The 20,984-nt window shown below is 51.3% G+C and carries 19 protein-coding genes; 15 read left to right on the top strand and 4 right to left on the bottom strand.

Going from position 1 to position 20,984, the window contains the following annotated elements; translation table 11 throughout:
* The first annotated feature begins 51 nt into the window (after positions 1–51).
* From HZU75_RS05790 to HZU75_RS05780, 3 genes are all read left to right on the top strand, one after another.
* Complete coding sequence (locus HZU75_RS05790) at positions 52–942, top strand: DUF6268 family outer membrane beta-barrel protein (RefSeq protein ID WP_180308210.1); 891 nt, start codon at positions 52–54, stop codon at positions 940–942.
* A gap of 226 nt (positions 943–1,168) precedes the next feature.
* Positions 1,169–1,672: a glycine cleavage system transcriptional repressor gene (locus HZU75_RS05785; RefSeq protein WP_180308209.1), complete on the top strand. Its 504-nt coding sequence runs from the start codon at positions 1,169–1,171 to the stop codon at positions 1,670–1,672.
* A 2-nt stretch (positions 1,673–1,674) separates the two neighbouring features.
* Positions 1,675–2,634, top strand: coding sequence for an ABC transporter substrate-binding protein (locus tag HZU75_RS05780; protein ID WP_228028256.1), 960 nt, complete (start codon positions 1,675–1,677; stop codon positions 2,632–2,634).
* An 8-nt stretch (positions 2,635–2,642) separates the two neighbouring features.
* Here the strand turns inward: HZU75_RS05780 and HZU75_RS05775 are convergent, their stop codons facing one another.
* Entirely contained in the window at positions 2,643–3,809 is a 1,167-nt protein-coding gene (locus HZU75_RS05775) for a class I SAM-dependent methyltransferase (protein ID WP_180308207.1), read from the bottom strand.
* Between the two features lie 54 nt (positions 3,810–3,863).
* On the opposite strand from HZU75_RS05775, the gene HZU75_RS05770 reads away from it, so the two are divergent.
* The 9 genes from HZU75_RS05770 to HZU75_RS05730 all read left to right on the top strand — a co-directional run bounded on the left by HZU75_RS05770 (position 3,864) and on the right by HZU75_RS05730 (position 13,825).
* A complete protein-coding gene (locus HZU75_RS05770; RefSeq protein WP_180308206.1) occupies positions 3,864–4,601 on the top strand; it encodes a pteridine reductase in 738 nt (245 codons plus the stop codon).
* A gap of 106 nt (positions 4,602–4,707) precedes the next feature.
* The gene (ttcA, locus tag HZU75_RS05765) at positions 4,708–5,661 is read left to right on the top strand and encodes a tRNA 2-thiocytidine(32) synthetase TtcA (protein WP_180308205.1); all 954 of its coding nucleotides are present in this window, start codon (positions 4,708–4,710) and stop codon (positions 5,659–5,661) included.
* Entirely contained in the window at positions 5,661–6,449 is a 789-nt protein-coding gene (locus HZU75_RS05760; protein ID WP_180308204.1) for a fused MFS/spermidine synthase, read from the top strand. Before ttcA ends, HZU75_RS05760 begins: the two co-directional genes overlap by 1 nt.
* Before the next feature lie 138 nt (positions 6,450–6,587).
* Entirely contained in the window at positions 6,588–7,091 is a 504-nt protein-coding gene (locus tag HZU75_RS05755; protein ID WP_180308203.1) for an RNA pyrophosphohydrolase, read from the top strand.
* A gap of 44 nt (positions 7,092–7,135) precedes the next feature.
* On the top strand, positions 7,136–8,719 hold the full coding sequence (locus HZU75_RS05750; protein ID WP_180308202.1) for a sensor histidine kinase: 1,584 nt from the start codon (positions 7,136–7,138) through the stop codon (positions 8,717–8,719).
* Complete coding sequence (locus HZU75_RS05745) at positions 8,703–10,079, top strand: sigma-54-dependent transcriptional regulator (protein ID WP_180308201.1); 1,377 nt, start codon at positions 8,703–8,705, stop codon at positions 10,077–10,079. Before HZU75_RS05750 ends, HZU75_RS05745 begins: the two co-directional genes overlap by 17 nt.
* Positions 10,080–10,176: 97 nt before the next feature.
* Positions 10,177–11,163, top strand: a complete 987-nt coding sequence (gene phnD, locus HZU75_RS05740; protein WP_180308200.1) for a phosphate/phosphite/phosphonate ABC transporter substrate-binding protein — start codon at positions 10,177–10,179, stop codon at positions 11,161–11,163.
* 60 nt (positions 11,164–11,223) lie between these two features.
* Positions 11,224–11,826: a 1,6-anhydro-N-acetylmuramyl-L-alanine amidase AmpD gene (gene ampD / locus HZU75_RS05735; RefSeq protein ID WP_180308199.1), complete on the top strand. Its 603-nt coding sequence runs from the start codon at positions 11,224–11,226 to the stop codon at positions 11,824–11,826.
* A gap of 106 nt (positions 11,827–11,932) precedes the next feature.
* Positions 11,933–13,825: a potassium transporter Kup gene (locus HZU75_RS05730; protein WP_180308198.1), complete on the top strand. Its 1,893-nt coding sequence runs from the start codon at positions 11,933–11,935 to the stop codon at positions 13,823–13,825.
* Between the two features lie 29 nt (positions 13,826–13,854).
* On the opposite strand, the gene HZU75_RS05725 is transcribed toward HZU75_RS05730, so the two are convergent.
* From HZU75_RS05725 to argB, 3 genes are all read right to left on the bottom strand, one after another.
* Entirely contained in the window at positions 13,855–14,481 is a 627-nt protein-coding gene (locus HZU75_RS05725; RefSeq protein ID WP_180308197.1) for a pyrimidine 5'-nucleotidase, read from the bottom strand.
* A gap of 58 nt (positions 14,482–14,539) precedes the next feature.
* Positions 14,540–14,971, bottom strand: a complete 432-nt coding sequence (locus HZU75_RS05720; RefSeq protein ID WP_180308196.1) for a CBS domain-containing protein — start codon at positions 14,969–14,971, stop codon at positions 14,540–14,542.
* A 110-nt stretch (positions 14,972–15,081) separates the two neighbouring features.
* On the bottom strand, positions 15,082–15,960 hold the full coding sequence (gene argB, locus HZU75_RS05715) for an acetylglutamate kinase (RefSeq protein ID WP_180308195.1): 879 nt from the start codon (positions 15,958–15,960) through the stop codon (positions 15,082–15,084).
* A 152-nt stretch (positions 15,961–16,112) separates the two neighbouring features.
* On the opposite strand from argB, the gene HZU75_RS05710 reads away from it, so the two are divergent.
* The 3 genes from HZU75_RS05710 to HZU75_RS05700 are packed head-to-tail and all read left to right on the top strand — an operon-like array spanning position 16,113 to position 20,964.
* A complete protein-coding gene (locus HZU75_RS05710) occupies positions 16,113–16,787 on the top strand; it encodes a TetR/AcrR family transcriptional regulator (protein ID WP_180308194.1) in 675 nt (224 codons plus the stop codon).
* A gap of 3 nt (positions 16,788–16,790) precedes the next feature.
* Positions 16,791–17,891: an efflux RND transporter periplasmic adaptor subunit gene (locus tag HZU75_RS05705; RefSeq protein WP_180308193.1), complete on the top strand. Its 1,101-nt coding sequence runs from the start codon at positions 16,791–16,793 to the stop codon at positions 17,889–17,891.
* On the top strand, positions 17,884–20,964 hold the full coding sequence (locus tag HZU75_RS05700; protein ID WP_180308192.1) for an efflux RND transporter permease subunit: 3,081 nt from the start codon (positions 17,884–17,886) through the stop codon (positions 20,962–20,964). Before HZU75_RS05705 ends, HZU75_RS05700 begins: the two co-directional genes overlap by 8 nt.
* Positions 20,965–20,984 lie beyond the last annotated feature (20 nt).

Here is a 20,984-nt window from a genome sequence, read left to right as displayed (position 1 = left end):
CTGCTGGCCGGCCGAAAACCTTATTTATGCAACGCAATTAAGAGAGTAACCATGTTGAAAACCCTAATCTGCGGCACGCTACTGGCCGCCACTAGCTTGGCTGCACAGGCTGGCGATACGAAAATTAGCTACGCAATTACGCCGGTGATGGTGCCTGAGTTTAATCTGGATTCGGGTGGTAGCGCCGATGCTACTTGGATGATGGCTTCAATTGGCGTCAATCAGCAGCTTGATGCTCAAAGCAGCATTGGGATCGATCTTGCTGCATCACGGCAAGATTGGACATTTCACGATGTCAAAGCCTGGGGCAATGTAGAGCAGCCTTGGGGCGTATTGCACCGCTGGACTGTGGCTGTGCCCTACACATTTGCTAGTAGCTCGGGCTGGTTGTATAGCGTGGCCCCCGGTGTGGAATTGTCTTCTGAAAGCGGAGCCGCAAACCGTGATAGCGTTAGCTATGGCGCTACTGCATTTGCAGCCAAGATGATTTCACCAAGCTTGATGCTGGGTTTGGGGGTGAGCGCTTGGACCGGGTTGGAAGACGCCAGTGTATTTCCATTTTTGGTCGTGAATTGGCAAATTACCGATAGTCTGCGATTGGCCAATCCGTTTAAAGCAGGTCCCGCCGGCCCCGCAGGGCTGGAGCTGAGCTGGAAAGCCACGCCGGCGCTGGAATTGGGCGCTGGTGGTACTTTCCGCAGTTTTACTTCACGTCTGTCTGGGCAGAATCAAGTAGCGGCCAATGGCTTGCTAGAAGATAACTCGATGCCGGTTTTCATGCGTGCCAGCTACAGCATCAGCAAAGAGCTGCGCTTTGATGCCTATGCCGGTGCCGCGATGGGGGGCGAGTTTGAGATTCGCAATGCCCAAAATCAGGTTGTGCGCACTGAAAAACATGATGCCATGCCATTTTTGGCGCTGACGGCCTCTGGCTCGTTTTAAGTCTACAAGCCCGATCTGGGGCTGGTAGAGCTGGTCTATACGCTGCTCTAATGAACAACAAAGCCCTCAGCAATGAGGGCTTTGTTGTTTTTGGTGTCTGATGCTCTCACCAAATCCATACAGCGTTGCCAGAGGCGCAGGCTAATCGCTATGCTCCAGTGCTAAGCCGTCGCGATTTCACCGCATTAGTACGGCAGAATAAGCAAATCAATCATTGGGGAATGGCATGACGAAGAATGTATTGATCGTTTCGGTACTGGGGCAAGATAAGCCGGGCTTGGTTGAGCAGTTAGCTGCGGTGATTTCGGCGCAGGCCGGTAATTGGCTAGAGTCATCGTTCTCGCGCCTCGCCGGGCAATTTGCCGGCATCGTTAAAGTCGCCGTGGAGCAAGATGGCGCGACGCTATTGAATGCTTTGCAGCAATTACCTGACCTAGACGTGCGTGGCGTGCTCGATCAGGAAGATCGCCAGCCCGCCCAGCAACAAGTCACGTTGCGGCTAGTTGGGCATGACCGGATTGGGATTGTTAAAGCCGTGGCGGCGATTTTGGCGCGGCATCAAGTGAATGTTGAAAAGCTGAGTACCTGGCTGGAGAGTGCTCCAATGTCAGGTGATGTGATGTTTCATGCCAGTGCCGAGTTATCTGCGCCAGCTCATCTTGATTTAGCGCTGGTACGGCAGGCATTGGAAGCCATCGCGGATGACCTGATGGTTGAGTGGGTGGCGTGAGTATGCGTCCCAGCTGGATTTTGCTCGCTGGTTTGCTATGGGCTCAGGCTGCGCTTGCCTTGCCTTTGGTGACCGTGATCGAGAGCTATCATCCGGAAAATAGCTGGGATAAAGATTATCTGCAGGGCATCAAGAGCAAGCTCGATGGGGTCGCTGAGCTATCCTTTATATCGCTCGATACCAAGCGACTGCCAACCAGCGAGCATTTACAGCAAGCCAGAATGGCATTGGCCCAGATTCAGCAGCAACCACCTGCGTTGGCGATCCTGGGTGATGACGCTGCGCTGGCTTTGCTGGGGCCAAAACTGGCTCGAATGAATATCCCAACGGTCTTTTTGGGGGTCAATGCCGCTCCAGAGCGCTATTTTGAGGGTGGTAAATTGCCGCCTAAAGTAACCGGGGTGCTAGAGCGCCCGCGCTATAAGCCTAATTTTGCGCTGATTCGTGAGTTGTTGCCGCATACTCGGCGGATTTTGGTGCTCATGGATGAAGAACGCTCGGCACATATTTTGCGCGAAGACATCCTGCAGTTGCACGCTGATGGGGTTGAGGTGCAATTAATCAGTGCGCTCGACGGTTGGAAAAAAGTCATTCTCAGCGCACATGAAAATTATGATGCCGTGGTGATTGGCACTTATCAGGCGCTGGTCGATGAAACCTACCGCAATGTGGATGCCGATGAGGTGATGCGCTGGAGTCAGGCCAATAGCAAAATTCCTTTGTTTGGCTTTTGGGATTTTCAAATTGGCCGCAATGCCGCCGTTGGTGGTGTTGTGCTCACTGGGTTTGAGCAGGGAGCGCAGGCTGGCAGTATGGCCAAACTGCAATTGCAGCATCCTGTACAGACCTTGCCGCTACGCTATGGCGGCAGTGGGCGTGTCATGCTGAGCCGCGCGCAGGTGGAGCGCTGGAAGCTGAGTATTTCCCCCGCTTTGCGCAGCCGCATTAGCTGGCTGCCGTAATGAGTGCTTTACAGCTCGCCTGATCGATCTTGTCCGCGAAAGCCGGGTGCGGTCGCTCCTTCCAGCTCGCGTGAGAACGCAATCACTTTAAATAGCTCACCCATTTCTGCGTGACCAAGCAATTTTTGCAGCGCGGCAGCGGTGCGTAGATATTCGACCGATTTGCTATCGAGCAGTGCCGCACGTTCCAGAATGCCACAATCGAGCAAGTAACTCGCCTGCGATGTATAGCCATCTAGCGCAAGTCCAGATTGCTCTGCGGCGCTATACATCGCCGAAAAGTCGATATGGCAAGTGAGATCAGTCAGCCCCGGATAATGAAATACATCGTGCACGGTGTGATGGCGATAATGACCGATCAGTGTGCCCATGCTGCGCTCCGGGTGGTAAAACTCGCCGGCTGGAAAGCCATAATCGAGCATTAAAATCATGCCGCGTTGCAGGCTATTGGATAGCGCTTTGATAAAGCCTTGCGCTTCGATTTGAATTTCGCTGGTATAGCCCGGAATCTGCGGCCAGCGTGCGCAGGTGGCCAAAATCGCAGCGTCTTTGATTGGATCGAGCGCGCGGTTTTCCCACGCAAAACCCTCGTCATTGACCACAATGCCACGCCGTTGCCATGCGCCATCGTTCAGTTGAATGACTTCACAAGGCATCGCATCGAGCACTTCATTACCGACAATCACGCCGACAAACTCGCTTGGCAAAGTTTCCAGCCACACCGCGCGCTCGGCCAGATGCGGCACCAGCGTTTGCAGTGTTTGTAATTGACGCTCGCGCAGCTCGCCCGATAATTCCAGAATGCCGTATTGCGCTGGCAACTGATCCAGTCGTTCCAGCTCAGCGAGAATTTGCGCTGCCAATTGGCCTGTGCCTGCGCCCACCTCAATTATATTCCCGCCGCTTTCCGCCAAAACATGCGCAATCGTTGCCGCCACACTACCACCAAACAGCGGGGAAAGCCCCGGCGCTGTGATAAAGTCACCGGCGGTGCCAAATTTGGCCGCGCCGCCGCTGTAATAGCCCAAACCCGGCGTGTACAGCGCCAGCCGCATATAATCGACAAATGGCAGCCAGCCGCCCTGTGCCGCAATCTGCTGGCGAATGTGCTGACAAAGTTGTTCGCTGGCAGCGAGCGCGTCGGCGGATGGGGCTGGTAGTTGGGCTTGGGTCATGATGCGGGCGGTTAAATCGAACAAAAACGCTATTGTAATGGGTGGTGTGAGCAAGTGGATAATAAAGTCGTATTGATTACTGGCGGGGCCAAGCGGGTGGGCGCAGGCATTGTGCGCTATTTGCATGCGCGTGGCTGGCGGGTGTTATTGCATTACCGCGCCTCGGCGGAGCAGGCGCAGGCCTTGGCCGATGAACTCAATGCCATCCGCGCCGATTCGGTGGCGCTGTTTCAGCTCGACTTATTGCAAACCGAGCGTTTGCCCGAGCTAGTCAACGCCGCGCTAGCGCAGTTTGGTCGGCTCGATGCGTTGATCAATAATGCCTCATCGTTTTTCCCGACGCCCGTGGGCGAATTTACCGAGGCCGCTTGGCTCGATTTACTCGGCTCGAACTTGAAAGCCCCGCTGTTTTTATCGCAAGCCGCGACCCCGGCGCTGCGCGAAACCGGCGGCGCAATTATTAGCATCGTCGATATTCATGTCGAACGGCCTTTTCCTTTGCATACTTTGTACACCGTTGCTAAAGCCGGCTTGGTGGCGATGAGCAAATCGCTGGCGCGCGAATTAGCGCCCGCTGTGCGCGTCAACGCGGTTGCTCCCGGCGCAAACATCTGGCCCGATGAAGGGGGTATATTCACCCAAGATAAACAAGAAGAGATTTTGGGGTCGATACCAATGGGGCGTATTGGCCAGCCTGATGATTTGGCGCAAGCGATTTATTTTCTGCTCGAAGCGCCGTACCTGACTGGCGTGATTTTGCCGGTGGATGGTGGGCGCAGCATCGTTTTGTAGCACTTCAACCGCGCCGAAAGGCGCGACGTAAGGTCTGATTTGCGGTAAAATCGTCGCCAATTCAATCACCTATCACGGGGCTCTTACCGAGCCCCGTGCGCATTTCATGACCGATACCCTGATTTCTGCCGACGCTGAGCAAGCGCGGCAAACTGAAGCTGACAAAAAGCAGCAATACAATTTCAACAAACTCGCCAAACGCCTGCGCCACAATGTGGGCGATGCGATCAATCATTTCAATATGATCGAAGAGGGCGATCGGGTGATGGTGTGTTTGTCAGGCGGCAAAGACAGCTACACGATGCTCGATATTTTGCTCAGCCTGCAAAAATCAGCACCGATTAATTTTTCGATTGTCGCGGTCAATCTCGACCAGAAGCAGCCGGGTTTTCCTGAGCATGTACTGCCAGAGTATCTGAGCAAAATTGGCGTTGAATACCGCATCGTCGAGGAAGACACCTATTCGATTGTGACTCGCGTGATCGAGCCGGGCAAAACGACGTGCAGCCTGTGTTCACGTTTGCGCCGTGGCATTTTGTACCGCGTAGCCGACGAGCTGGGCGCGACCAAAATTGCCTTAGGCCACCACCGTGACGATATTTTGGCGACGCTGTTTTTGAATATGTTCTACGGCGGAAAGCTCAAAGGCATGCCACCGAAACTGGTGTCGGACGACGGCAAGCACATGGTGATTCGCCCGCTGGCCTATTGCAAAGAAAAAGACATCGAAAAATACGCGATCGCGAAAGAATTCCCGATTATTCCGTGCAATCTGTGTGGCTCGCAGCCGAATTTGCAGCGCCAAGTGGTGGGCGATATGTTGCGCGATTGGGATAAACGTTTCCCGGGTCGTTTGGAAACGATGTTTTCCGCCACCTGTAATGTCGTGCCTTCGCACTTGAACGATCCGAAAATCTATGACTTTGTTGGCGCCAAAGCTGACGGTACGCCACGCGAAGACGGGGATAAGGCGTTCGATAAAGAAGAATTTAAAGACCCTAGCCGCATTTCGATTTTTGCGACTAAACCGCTCGATAGTGGCTGCGGGGGCGACGAATAATGCTGTTTCGCTCTAAACGTTTTTCCAAAGCCAATGACGATGACATCGTGATCGATGTATCGGAAGAAGGCGGCATTCGCAAACTGCATTTCGGGCAAGACGACACCCAAAGCGCCATGAAACTAAATGCGCCAAATGAGTTGCTATTGGCCTATTCACGCTGCGTATTTGGCAGCCTGCTGTTTCTTGATCCACCCAAAGACATGCTGCTAATCGGTTTGGGCGGTGGCTCGATTGCCAAATGGGTGCACGAATACCTGCCCGAAACCAAGCTGACCTGCGTTGAGTTACACCAGCAAGTGGTGAACGTGGCGCGCAGTATGTTCTTCCTGCCGCCTGACGATGAACGCTTATCTGTGTTGACCGCCGACGGCGCGGCGCATGTGTATGGCATGGAAGATGATTCGGTCGATATGATTATGATGGACGCGTATTCGTCGACCGGGATTGCTGCGCCACTAGCGAATGCTGATTTCTTCCAAGCCTGCAAAAACAAGCTCACCGATAACGGCGTGTTGGCAGTGAATTTATGGAGTATTGATCGCAAATTTAGCCAATATTGCGCGCAAATCGCCGAAATTTTTGATGGCCGATTGTTGTGCTTGCCAGCACGGCAGAAAGGCAATGTGATTGCGTTTGCGTTTATGCGCGGTCAGAACAGCCCACAATGGGAACGTTTGGCCGATAAAGCCAAGAAGTTAGAAGAAAAATATGGCTTGGAATTTGGCGAGTTTGTCAGCGATTTGGCGCAAATGAACCCACATAACGACCGACGCTTGTTTATCTAAATGATGATCCCCGCGCAAAGCGATGCTTTTGTGCCAAACAGAGGCGTTAAGTCTTCCTGCAATGCACATAATGGTTTGCAAGAGCGCTGGGATGTGAAAAAATTAAGGTAATCAACGAAATTTAACATAGGTAGTTTTATGCTCGACCGTGACGGCTATCGGCCAAACGTCGGCATCATCATTGTAAACCGCCAAAACCAAGTGTTTTGGGGCAAACGGGTGCGCGAGCACTCATGGCAGTTCCCGCAGGGTGGTATCAAGCAGGGGGAAACCCCTGAGCAAGCCATGTTCCGCGAGTTGGCAGAAGAAGTTGGCCTATTGCCGGAGCATGTTGAAATCGTCGGTCGGACGCGGGATTGGGTAAAATATGATGTGCCGACTAACTGGGTGCGCCGCGAATGGCGCGGTACCTATAAAGGTCAAAAGCAGATCTGGTTCTTGTTGCGGCTGGTCGGACGTGATTCTGACGTGTGCTTGCGCAAGACAACGCATCCTGAATTTGATGCATGGCGCTGGAATGAATATTGGTCGCCACTGGAAGCGGTGATCGAATTTAAACGTGGCGTTTATGAAGCAGCATTGGGTGAGCTGGCGCGCTATATTGGCCAGACTCAAGATCCGCCGCTGTTCGGTGGGAATTGAAATAACGGGTGGCGATTGCTACCCGTTTTTTTATGTGTAAATCGATGACTCAAAATAGTCGCAGTATCAGCGAGGCGCTGTGGCGCTCCTTGGCTTTCTTTAATGTTTTTCGTTTGCTGACCATTATTGGTCTGATGGTGGGGATTTTTACGCTCACCCGCAGCCCCTTGGCTGATTCTAAAGAGTTGGTGGTGGTGGCCGGGATTCTGGGTTCGTACACCCTGTTTGCGTTGCTGTTTACTTGGGGTATCGCTAAACGCTGGCCACGTTTTGACTTGCAGTTATCGCTGCAGGTGATGGTCGATGTGTTAATGATCGTCAGTCTGATGCATTTGGGCGGTGGCATCAAAAGTGGCTTAGGCATTTTACTGTTGCCTTATCTGGCCGCCGCGGGGCTGATTGCTCGCGGGCGAATGAGCTTGTTTCATGCCTCTATGGCCAGTATTGCCCTGCTGCTGCAGCTGAGTTGGTCTTATGTGCAGGGAGATGCAGCTGAAATTAGCCCAATGTCGACCGCTTTGCTGTCGATCGCGAGTTTTGCGGTTGCTTGGTTGGCTTTTCGCCTGTCACGCTACGCGGAAGAAAATCGGGTGCTTGCCGAGCAGCGCAGCATTGATTTAGCTAATTTGGCGCAGGTGAACGAGCGGATTTTGCAAGATGTCTCGGATGGCGTATTTGTTGTCGATGAGCAGGATTTGATTCGTCAATATAATGAGCAGGCGGTGCGGGTAACAGGCTTGCGGCCGGAGATTGGTTCTGCGCTGGCGGCGGATATTCCTGAGTTGGCCGCTCCACTGGCGCGCTGGCGGGCTCAGCATGGCGTTGCCACTGAGCTAGTGCAGACCGCAGATGGGCGCAATACCTTGCGGGCCAGATTTGTACCGCTGAGTACCGAAGGCAATGGTAATGTGTTGATTTATCTGGAGGACATGGCCCGTTTGCGTCGTGAAGCTCAGCAACTGAAATTGGCGGCGTTAGGGCGGCTAACTGCCAATCTGGCGCATGAAATTCGTAATCCTCTGGGGGCGATTAGCCACGCTGCTGAATTACTGCAAGAAGACGCAATTGATAGTCCGTATTTGCAGAAATTAACGCGCATCATTACCGACAATAGTCAGCGCCTGGAGCGCATGGTAAAGGATGTATTGGAGCTGAATCGGCGCGATCGTGTAAAACGGCAGGACATTAAACTCGCCGAATGGTTGGTGACATTTAATGAGCAATTTGTGCTGCAAGAAAAAACCAAAGTGCCCATGAGTATTGAATGTGATCCACAGGTGTTGATTCGCTTTGATTCCGGCCATTTGCAACAGGTGTTGTGGAATTTGGCGCGTAATGGCTGGCGATATTGCAGTCAGCAAGCGGGGAGCTTGCAGTTGCTTGTGACACGACAGCATGATTTCTGGGTGCTGGATGTGTTAAATGATGGCCCGCCAGTACCGGCTGATGCGCAATCACAGCTGTTTGAGCCGTTTTTTACCACCGAAAGTAAAGGAACTGGCCTAGGCTTGTACATCGCACGCGAAATTTGCGCGGCCAATGGCGCTTTACTTGAATATATTTCACCACCGTCTGGCGGTGCTTGCTTCCGTATTGTATTTGGATATACCGATGGCCAAAAAATCTAAAGTATTGCCACGCGTATTGGTGGTCGATGATGAAACTGACTTGGCCGATTTGCTTGAACTTACCCTATTAAAAATGGGGTTGGATGTGGTTAAAGCCAATAGTGTTACCGTCGCCAAGAAGCAACTGGATGCGCAACGTTTTGATCTTTGCCTCTCTGATATGCGCATGACTGATGGCGAAGGTCTGGAACTGGTACAGCATATTCAAACTCATCGACTAGATGTGCCCATTGCGATCTTAACGGCCTATGGCAGTACCAATAATGCGATTGCTGCGCTTAAAGCGGGCGCCTTTGATTATCTGGCCAAGCCCGTTTCATTAGAGCAATTGCGTACTCTGGTGAAATCAGCGCTCAAACTCGAGCAGACCAGTGAGCCGGCTAGTAATTCGGTGGCTGCTGGCAGTCAATTACTGGGCTCATCACCTGCATTGCTGCATGTGCTGGGATTAGTGGATAAATTAGCGCGCAATCTGGCGCCTGTGTATATCACTGGTGAGTCGGGTTCGGGTAAAGAGCGTGCTGCACGGTTGATCCACGCCAAATCTGCACGTGGAGATAAACCATTTATTGCCGTGAACTGCGGTGCGATCCCAGAAAACTTAATGGAAAGCGAGTTCTTTGGCTATCGTAAAGGCGCGTTCACCGGCGCAACTGAAGACCGCGATGGTTTTTTTCAGGCCGCAGATGGTGGCACTTTGTTTTTGGATGAAGTTGCCGATTTACCGTTGCCCATGCAGGTGAAATTGCTGCGCGCCATTCAGGAACGCAAAGTGCGGCAAGTGGGGGGCGTGAGCGAGGTTGATGTGGATGTGCGGATTATCTCGGCCACCCATCAGAGCCTGGCTAAATGCGTTGAAGAAGGGCGTTTCCGGCAGGATTTGTATTACCGCCTCAATGTCATCGAGCTCAAAATGCCACCTCTGCGAGAAATGGGCGAGGATGTTTTGTTGATTGCGCAAGCTGTGCTCAAAAAAATCGCGCAACGGCACAATATGGATGCGCCTGTTTTACAGGCGGACGCTTTGCAAGCCCTGCGGCGCTATGATTTTCCGGGCAATGTCCGTGAATTAGAAAACCTGCTCGAGCGCGCGCTTGCTTTATCTGATGGCCTGCATATTTATGCCGAAGACTTGCATATCCAGCAGTCGACTGCGGACAAGGCCGAGGCGCAAGCCGCCAATCTGGGGGATACTTATCCGCTGCAGGATTATCTGGATCGGGTGGAAAAAGCCGCCATTATGGCCGCGCTGGATAAAACCAACTTCAATCGCACTCAAGCTGCCAAATTATTAGGCATTACATTCCGCAGCATGCGTTATCGTCTAGATCGGCTAGGAATTTGTCAGGATGAGGATTAAATGCGTTAATTTTTGCTGGTTTTCGTAAGCTTGGTTACGCATTAGCACCGGATTTGCCTGTAGTATCCAATTTTTTGTAAGAAACTGGGTTTGTTATATGGGCGCAATTAGTTTTCGTCAGCTAGGGATGTTGGTACTAGCCTTGGTGTGTGTTACATCGGTTCAAGCGCGTGAAACGCTAACGGTGGGGCTGATTGCGCACGGCGAAGAGCAAGAAGCGATTGCGGCATGGCAACCCGTGCTGGATGATCTGGCTAAAGCCACTGGTGCTAATGTCAAAGCTGTTGCCGCAAAAAACTATGCGCAGATTCTGGATGGCTTAAAAAGTGGGCAAATCCAAGTGGCGCGTTTGGGTAATAAAGTGGCGCTAGAGGCAGTAGAAACAGCCAATTGCGATGTGTTTGCCCAGCTGGTCCTCAAAGGCGGCGTGGATAAATATTCATCAGTGCTCATTACCCGCAAAGACAGTGGCATTCAAGATTTCGCTCAGGTGTTAGGCAATAAAGCGCGCTATCGTTATGGCAGCGGGGATAAAAAATCCACCTCGGGTTTCTTGTTGCCCCAATACTACGCATTTTTGAAAAACAATATCGTTGTCGATCAGCATTTCAAAACGGTGCGTTATGGTAACCATCAGGACAATTTCCTGGCAGTGGCAAAAGGTGAAGTAGACGTTGCTGCCAATAACACGGATGACTTGCTCAAATTTAGTAAAAAATTTCCTAAAGAATCGAGCAACATCAAAGTAATTTGGCAATCTGAAGCATTCAATTTCGATCCAATGGTGATGCGACGTAACTTACCGGCTCAGCTCAAACAAGACATTAGTAAGTTTTTTCTCGAATATGGCAAGAGTTCGGTCTATCCCGACGCGGTGGCTAAATTGATTGCTGCGGATGATCTATCTGGCTTTAAAGCACTGGCAAATCGGGATCTAAAGCGTATTGCCGAGGTTGAATTATTTTATGCTCAATTTAGTGCGGCGCTCAATCCGGCATTAAGCCCCGCGCAGCGCCAGCAAATCGACAAGGCCAATTTCCGCCGTCATGAGCAGTTGATTGCCTTGCTGGGTGGCGCACGCTAAAGCTCTGCAGCAGCCGCACGAAAGCGCTAGTATTGCTGCTCATTCTTGTGAGTTGTTGCCATGACTGATTTAGCTGTAAAACAAGATTTCTTAATTGGGGCTGATGGCTGGTGCCGTGCTGCTCGGCAGGTACCCAGCCCTAATTGTGATCATCGCGCCGTAGATATCGCTGTAGATATGGTGGTGCTGCACAATATTCATTTACCGCCTCAGCCTGCTGGCTGCAACCAATTTGGCGGCAACGATATCGAGCGCTTATTTACCAATACTCTCAATGTTGCAGATCATGCATGTTATGAAGAATTATCGGCATTGCGCGTTTCGGCCCATTTTCTGATTCGGCGCGATGGTGAGCTAGTGCAGTTTGTTTCTTGCGGCCAGCGCGCATGGCATGCGGGGCTGTCAAATTGGCAAGGGCGGCAGCGATGTAATGATTTTTCTGTGGGTATTGAGCTGGAAGGCTCTGATTATGTGCCTTTCGAGGCAATACAGTATCAGGTATTGCAGCAGCTACTAGCCGCGTTGGCGCAGCGCTATCCTGTGCAGCATCTAGTGGGGCATTCCGAAATCGCCCCTGAACGTAAAACCGACCCGGGCCCGTTTTTTGACTGGCTGCGTTTACCTGACTACTGGCAAAAATTACGAGAAACTGCCGCGCCGTGACAAAGCGGGTCATTTTGGTGCATTGCCGCAACGTTTGCTTTGAAATCATGCATTTGCGCGGTGGCAAGCATATAATCCGCTTCCCGCTTTGGACGAAAGAAACACCATGTCGACTCCACAAACTCATGACCCAAAAAAACTCGCCGGCTTAGTCGTTGGCGCGATTGGCGTCGTCTATGGCGATATCGGTACTAGCCCACTGTATACATTAAAAGAATGTTTTAACGGCCATGTGCAACTTGATTTGAACCCATTCAATGTGATGGGAATCTTGTCGCTGATTTTCTGGGGCTTGATGCTGGTTGTGTCACTGAAATATGTGGCTGTAATTTTACAAGCCGATAACCGCGGCGAAGGCGGTATTCTGGCCTTAATGGCGCTGGCTTTACGTAGTGCCACCGACAATAAACATAAAGCCTTTAAATTAGCGGTGCTGGGCATTTTTGGTGCTGCACTGTTTTCGGGCGAAAGCATTATCACTCCAGCGATCTCGGTATTGTCGGCCTTGGAAGGGATTAGCTTGGTTTCGCATACGCTAGAGCCCTATATCTTGCCTGTAGCGATCATGATTATGGTTGCTTTATTTGCCATGCAGTCGCGTGGAACTGCCTTGGTGGGGAAGTTGTTTGGCCCGATTATGGTGACTTGGTTTGTGGTGCTGGCCGTGCTTGGGGTGATTAATATTATTAAAGCCCCGCAGGTGCTTGCCTCGATCAACCCGATGTATGCCATTGGCTTTTTCATGGCACACCCCTGGGTGGCATTTGTATTACTCGGCGCGGTAGTGTTGTGTTTAACTGGCGTGGAAGCCTTGTATGCGGATATGGGGCATTTTGGTCGCCCGGCGATTCGTTATGCCTGGTTTGTGCTGGTATTGCCAGCGCTACTGCTCAACTACTACGGACAAGGCGCACTGCTGATCACCACGCCAGAGGCGATCAAAAATCCATTTTACTTTTTAGCGCCTAGTTGGGCCCATTTACCGCTGGTGGTTTTGTCGACGATGGCAACCGTGATCGCCTCGCAAGCGGTGATTTCTGGAGCATTCTCGGTGGCCAATCAGGCCGTTCAGCTCGGGTTTTGCCCTCGGATGGATATTCAGCACACTTCCGAGCGGGAAATGGGGCAAATTTATATCCCCGGGATCAATTGGTTTTTGCTGCTATCAGTCATTATCTTAATTCTGGCGTTTCGTACTTCGAGTAATCTGGCTGCCGCGTATGGTTTTGCTGTGACCTGCACGATGGTAATGACTACCTTGCTGGCATTTGTCGTGGCGGGGCATTATTTCAAAGGCAGCAAGAAATGGGCCTACTGGTGTTTATTGGCATTTTTATTGATTATCGATCTGGCATTCTTCTCGGCTAATATTCTCAAATTACATGAAGGTGGTTGGTTCCCACTGGCTTTGGGTTTGGTGGCCTTTACTTTGATGATGACTTGGAAGCGTGGGCGCGAGTTGTTGGCAACTAAGCTGCGCGAGGGCGAGATGCCATTAGCGGGTTTTGTGGAAAGTCTGGAGTCTAGCCCACCACAACGCGTGGAAGGCCTTTCTATTTTTATGACGGCCAATTCCGATACAGTACCGCATGCCTTATTACATAATCTGAAACACAATAAAGTACTGCATGAGCAGGTCGTTTTTCTAACGATTCGTACCGATGATGTGCCGTTTGTGCCCAGTCGTGAACGAGTTGTTGTACGCAAAATGGGCGAGAGTTTCTATCAGGTGATTGCGACTTTTGGTTTTAAAGAAGAGCCAAGCGTGCCGCAGGTGCTGCAACAGGTCACCCAGTTGCAGCCTGAGCTGGAGTTCGATGAAATGAATAGCTCGTTCTTCTTGTCACGAGAAACGATTGTCGAGGGGAAATACCCATCAATGAGTTGGTGGCGTAGACGCCTGTTCAGCTTAATGAGCCGCAACGCTACACGGGTGACCAATTTCTTCAAGATTCCACCCAATCGGGTGGTTGAAATGGGAATGCAGGTGGAGTTGTAAGATAAAAAAGCAGCCAATTGGCTGCTTTTTTATTGAATTAGCTGATGCAAATGCTGTATCACTCGATCTGCCGCTGGATGGTTGCGGTTGCTTGGCCTTAGCCAAATGGTGCACATGCCAAGACGTTTGGCAGTGATCAAGTTGTCGATACTGTCTTCAACCATAACGGTGTCACGTGCTTGCAATCCAAATTGCTTGAGCATTGCGCGAAATGAGCCGGAGAATGGTTTGGGTTGCAGCTTGACGGTATCAATTGCTGCAATATCGGTAAACAAGTGTGCGATTCCCAGCTCATTGAGCATCATTTCGGCATAGGCCAATGGGCCATTCGTGAACAGATATTTCTGACCCGGCAGTTGAGCCAAGGTGATTTTCAGCCGCGGCATGGGGTGAATTGCGGTGCGCAATTGTGCTAAGGGATGACAAGCCTGCAAAAAGTGATGTGGACTAAGGTGGGGGTGGTGCTTGCGTAGGCCTAGCATGGTTGCGCCATAACGTCGCCAGTACGCCTGACGGATTGCGTTGGCGTCGGTGTGACTAAGCTCCAGATTATTCTGTAGCCAGTTGGTCATCGCAGCATCAATAACAGGAAAGGCGTGTTTGCTAGCATCGTGCAGCGTGTTGTCGAGATCGAAAATCCAGTATTTGGGCTGCATAACAAAATAGCCGACTATTAAAGTCGGCTATTTTACCCGCTATTGTTGCAGGGTGGGCTTAGCCATAAATGTAATGAGCCATTTGACCGATGACGAATTCCTGATCGGCGATTTTTTCCCGCACTAAATCCCCAATCGACAAAATACCTAAGACTTGGTCATTTTCTAAAACGGGGAGGTGCCGGATGCGTTTTTCGGTCATTAGCCCTAAGCAATCATCTACGCTGGCGGTCGGTGGAACGCAGAGCAATTTGTGGGTCATGATTTCCGAAATCGGAGTACCTGCGGAGGTTTTGCCCATTAAAACCACTTTGCGGGCATAATCGCGCTCGGAAAAAATCCCAACTAATTTGTCGCCATCCATCACCAAAATGGCACCAATATTATTGTCTGCCATGATTTGCAAGGCTTGATAGACCGTTGCATTTGGTGAGACTGAGATTGTGCGTTGTTCGGCTTTGTCGCCCAGTAATTGGCGTGCTGTTTTCATGGGTAGACTCCCGTCTCGTGAGGGTACTACCACTGTAGTTGCCTCCATTGAATAGGCAAGAAAAAGGGCTGCAATTGCAGCCCTTTTTTGTTTAGTGCACTGATTTCACATTACTTCGCGCGGATCATGGTGCCAACGCCTTGCTCGGTCAGCACTTCTAGCAATAAAGCATGTTTAACGCGGCCGTCGATGATGTGTACCGAGTTAACGCCGCTCTTAGCCGCATCCAGCGCTGAGCCAATTTTGGGTAGCATACCGCCAGAAATTGTGCCGTCAGCAAATAGTTCATCAATACGTTTTGCGGTTAGCTTGGTTAGCAAGGTGCCTTCTTTATCCAATACGCCTGGTGTGTTGGTCATCAAGATCAGTTTTTCGGCCTTCAGTACTTCGGCCAATTTACCGGCTACTAAATCGGCATTGATATTAAGGCTTTCACCACTGGCATCGACACCAATGGGGGCGATGACCGGGATAAAGTCTGCCGCATCGAGGTGAGTCACAATAGCAGGATCAATTTTATCAATCTCACCCACTTGGCCGATATCGACCGTTTCTTCGCCAGCATCGTCTTTCAGCATCATTTTATGAGCGCGGATGAAGTGGCTATCTTGCCCGGTTAAACCAATCGCTTTCCCACCGTGCTTGTTGATCAGCGACACGATTTCTTTGTTAACGTGACCACCCAATACCATTTCAACCACATCCATGGTTTCGGCATCAGTCACACGCATACCTTGAATAAATTCGCCCTTTTTGCCGATGCGATCCAGCAAATCATTAATTTGTGGGCCACCGCCATGCACTACGACTGGATTCATGCCGACCAATTTAAGCAGTACAACATCGGAAGCAAAACCTTCTTTGAGTTCCTCATCGATCATGGCATTGCCGCCGTACTTGATTACGATGGTTTTATCAAAAAAGCGCTGAATATATGGTAGTGCTTCAGACAGGATCTCAGCTTTGGTTTGGGCGGTAATTTCGCTCATGGCATAGGCTCCGGCAGGCAGATAATGGGTTGCGGCGATTGTACCGCAGAACAAGCGGCAATATGCAGTTGCGCGGTGCCAGATTGCGGGGAAAATCGGTTTTTTTCTGTCTAAATTGGCGCTTTATGCGTTGACCCAGATATCGATTTGGCATGATAATAAATGAACGTTCATTTATTTATTGTGACGAACTGATGAATTGCCCGATCAAGCGCTGGACTCGGCGCAAAGAAGCCCGCCCTGAAGAAATCCTGCTCGCAGCCTTGGCCTTGTTCGTCGAAAAAGGCTATGCCGCTACCAAGATCGAAGATATCGCTCGTGCAGCAGGGGTGACGCGGGGTACGCCATATTTGTACTTTGCCAATAAAGAAGAGATTTTCACGGCCGTGATTCGTCAATTGCTGCTGCCAAAGTTACCGCTGGGCTCAGCCATCGTTGATGAGTGGCAAGGCAGTGCGCGCGATTTACTCAAGCAGCTATTTCATACTTGGTGGAGCGTGATGGGCGAGTCCCAGCTTTCTGCTTTGCCCAAGCTGATGATCGCCGAAGCGGGGAATTTTCCAGATGTCCTCAAACTGTATCACGATGAATTTATCGTGCCGGGTAATGAGTTAATCCGCCGCACCTTAGAGTTGGGTGTGGCTCGCGGTGAATTTGTAGTGAAGGATCTTGATTACGCTTTACATATTTTATCTGCGCCAATTGTGATGGCCATGCTTTGGCAGCATTCGCTCTGTCGTTGCAGCCCCGAACAGATGGAGCCGACGCGGTATCTGGAAGCAACTTTGGATATTTTATTAAACGGACTTTTGCAGCGGAAAGGTTAAGAAATGGCACGAATTCCAACTACCCTGATGTTTAGCACGATTGCCGCGTTAACGCTGCTTGGTTGCCAGAAACCAGCCGAACCGGTGGCCGATATTCGTCCGGTGCGGACGATCACAGTCGGTGCTCTGAATGAAACATCGATTGGCGAGGTATATAGCGGTGAGGTTAGGGCTCGACACACTGTGCCAATGGGGTTTCGGATTGGTGGCAAACTGAATGCTAGGCCCGTGAATGTGGGCGATGTGGTGAGTAAAGGACAAACACTGGCGACATTAGATCCGGGCGATGTGCGCCTTTCAGCCGATGCCGCCCGCGCGCAGTTGGAGTCGAGTAAAGCGCAGTTGGCACAGGCTGAGCTTGACTACCAGCGCGGCAAGGAATTGCTGGCTCAGAAATTTATCAGCCAAGCTGAAGTCGATAAGCGTTTCACCTTGCTGACCGCCGCTAGGCAGCAGCATGAACAGGCCAAATCACAAGCCCAATTAGCGCAAAATCAAAGTAATTACGCAGTGCTGGTCGCCGATGTTTCTGGCGTTGTTACTGCGACTCAAGCTGAACCTGGCTCGGTGGTCGCAGCTGGCCAACCCGTGTTGCAACTGGCTAAAGACGGCGAGCGCGAAGCGGTAATTGATGTACCGGAAAGTAAGGTTAAATCATGGCGCGAAGGGCAGAAAGTCACTGTTTCATTGTGGGCGGGTGAACAGGCAGAATTTGAAGGCACTATTCGTGAAGTCGCCCCAGCCGCTGATGCCTTGACCCGTACCTACCGTGTGAAAGTGACTTTGCCGGCTTCAAATAATATCAAGATGGGTATGACGCTGCAGGTTACGCATCAAAAGGCTGCTAAAGATATACCCAATGGATACTCGTTGCCGTTACCCGCCTTGTTTGGTAAAGATCAGGCGCAGCGAGTTTGGCTGGTTAGCAATATTAAAGCAGGCCAGGGCATTGTAAAAAGTCAGCCGGTGAATGTGATTGGCGTAGCGGGGCATTCCGTGAAAGTGGCTGGCGTGCAGCCAGGTCAGGTGGTAGTTACTGCGGGAGCGAATTTGTTGCGTGAAGGTCAGCCAGTGCGCGTGCTTGAAGGAGCTAGCCATGACTAAGCGCAGCGACGCCTTCAATTTATCTGCCTGGGCGCTACGGCATCAATCATTAGTGCTGTATCTGATGGCTGTCCTGTCACTGGCAGGGATATTGGCCTATACCCAGCTGGGGCAAAAAGAAGACCCTGAGTTCACTTTCAAGGCGATGGTGGTGCGCTCGTTCTGGCCGGGGGCTTCAGCCAGTGAGGTCGAACAGCAGGTTACCGATAAGCTGGAAGAAGCGGTACAAGGGATTGGCTATATCGACTACACCAAGAGCTATTCGCGCGCTGGTGAGTCGCTGATCACCATCATGCTGTACGAGCATGTGCGCGCTAAAGAAGTGAACGACGCATGGTATCAGGTGCGCAAACGGGTGAACGATGCCAAGGGTAAATTGCCGCAAGGGGTATCGGGGCCGTTCTTTAATGATGAATTTGGCGAAACCTACGGCAGTTTGTACGCTTTTACGGGCGATGGTTTTACGGCGGCTGAATTAAAAAAATATGTAGAAACCGTCCGCACCGAATTGCTGCGTATTCCCGATATCAATAAAGCCACCCTGATTGGCACGCAAGATGAAAAAATCTACGTGCAATACAGCAGCACCAAGCTGGCTACCATGGGGGTGACACCTTTCCAAATTAACCAGGTCTTGGCTGCAACCAATACGGTCAGCCCTGCCGGTGTGGTGGAAGGTCAGCAAGAGCGGGTTTTCTTGCGGGTGTCAGGTGGTTTTGACGCAATTGATACCATCAAAAATACCCCAGTTACAATTAATGATCGCACTTTCCGGGTGGGGGATGTGGCACAAGTTTTCCGCGCCACGATTAATCCAGCTACCAACACCATGCGATTCGGTTTGCCTGGGGGGAAAGCAGATGATGCGATTGGCTTGGGCATTTCTATGAAAGCCGGCGGCAATGTGTTGGCGATGGGGCAGCAAATTGATGCAGTCTTAGCCAAAATGAAGCGTGATTTGCCGATAGGTATTGAGGTGCATGCGGTATCGGATCAGCCAGCGGTGGTGAAAAACGCCGTGCACATCTTTATGAAATCGCTGCTCGAGGCGGTAGTGATTGTACTGGCGGTGAGCTTTTTGTCGCTGGGTTGGCGTACCGGTATTGTGGTGGCCTTGTCGATTCCGCTGGTGCTGGCGCTGACTTTCCTGTTTATGAAAGTGTTCAATCTGGAATTGCAGCGCATCTCGCTCGGCGCTTTGGTGATTGCGCTCGGGCTCTTGGTCGATGATGCAATTATTGCCGTCGAAATGATGGCGCTCAAGCTTGAAGAAGGCTGGGATAAATTCCGCGCCGCCACCTTTGCCTATACGTCGACTGCGTTTCCAATGCTAACGGGTACATTGATTACTGCGGCGGGGTTTCTGCCGGTAGGCCTTGCTAAATCTAATGCTGGTGAATATACCTTCTCTATTTTTGCCGTGGTCGGCTTGGCACTGATCTTGTCATGGGTGGTGGCGGTGCTGTTTACGCCGTATATGGGCTACCACTTGCTGCCAGAAAACCTCAAGCCGCATGGCTCGCACGATGCCCACGGAGGGAAGTTCTACCAAGGTTTTCGGCGTGCCGTAACCTGGTGCATTACTTATCGCAAAACAACCATTGCGCTGACTGGCGGTGCTTTTGTGCTATCGGTGGTGTTGTTTGCGCTGGTAGTGCCAAAGCAGTTTTTCCCCGCGTCCAGCCGCCCTGAATTAATGGTGGATTTGTGGCTACCGTACACCGCCTCATTTGATGCGACCGAGCGCGAGGTGAAAAAAATCGAAGCGCTGATGCTCAAAGACCCCGATGTGGTTTCGGTAACCAGTTATGTGGGGGTTGGCTCTCCACGCTATTACATGCCGCTGGATGAGCAAATGCCTAATTTGAACTTTGGTCAGCTCACGGTCATGACCAAGGATGAGCATGTGCGCGAGAATGTACTGAAGCGGATTAAAACCCATTTTCAGAATGATTTTGCCAGTGTACGCGGTCGGGTCACTCGGCTGGAAAATGGCCCACCTGTGGGCTATCCGGTGCAGTTTCGCATTATCGGTGAAGACCAGCAGAAATTGAAAGAGGTTGCCGAGCTGGTAGCCGCAGAAATGCGCGCGCATCCGAATTTGCGTCAAGTGCATACCGATTGGGGCGAAAAGGTCAAAGTGGTGCGCCTCAATATCGATCAGGATAAATTACGCCAATTGGGCTTAACCAGCCAGCAATTATCACAAACCTTGCAAATGGCGGTGTCGGGCGTCACTGCGACGCAATTGCGCGAAGATAATTTGCTGATTGATGTGGTGAGCCGCTTGGAAGACGGCGAGCGCACCCAACTCGATTTTCTGGAAAATCTACCGATTGCACTGCCGAATGGCCGCAGTGTGCCGTTGGCGCAGATCGCCAAGCTGTCGATTGAAAATGAAGAAAGCATTATCTGGCGGCGCAATCGCGTGCCGGCACTCACGGTACGGGCTGATGTAAGTGGTGCACAGGCACCAGATGTTTCGATGGCTTTGCTACCGAAAATGAAAGCCATTGAGGCTAAGCTGCCATTGGGGTATCACATTGAAGCCGGTGGCACGCTCGAAGCATCCAAAATTAGCCAAGATTCGATCGCTGCGGTGATGCCATTAATGCTGATTGTGGTGATGACCTTGCTGATGCTGCAATTGCAAAGTATTCAGCGTATGTTGATGGTCTTGCTCACCGCCCCATTAGGGATGATTGGCGTGACTTTGGCTCTGTTGCTATTTCAAGCGCCGTTTGGTTTTGTCGCAACGCTGGGCGTAATTGCTTTGTCGGGCATGATTATGCGCAACTCAGTGATTTTGATGGATCAGATCGAGCAGGATATTGCCGCTGGCGCAGCACCTTGGAATGCGGTGATTGACTCGGCCGTGCGACGCTTCCGGCCGATTATGCTCACGGCACTGGCGGCAATTTTGGCGATGATTCCGCTCACGCGGGATACATTTTGGGGGCCAATGGCGATCGCCATTATGGGGGGGCTGTTTGTCGCTACGGTATTAACTCTGCTGTTCCTTCCTGCGTTGTACGCAGCATGGTTCCGTTTAAAGCCCGTTAATCCGACGTAAATATGCTGCGCGGTCAACCT

It is taken from the genome of Chitinibacter fontanus (genome assembly GCF_013423785.1).
In the GTDB taxonomy this organism is placed as follows: Bacteria; Pseudomonadota; Gammaproteobacteria; order Burkholderiales; family Chitinibacteraceae; genus Chitinibacter; species Chitinibacter fontanus.
The sequence above is the reverse complement of the archived record's forward strand: the minus strand, read 5'-3'. Positions and strand labels throughout refer to the sequence as shown.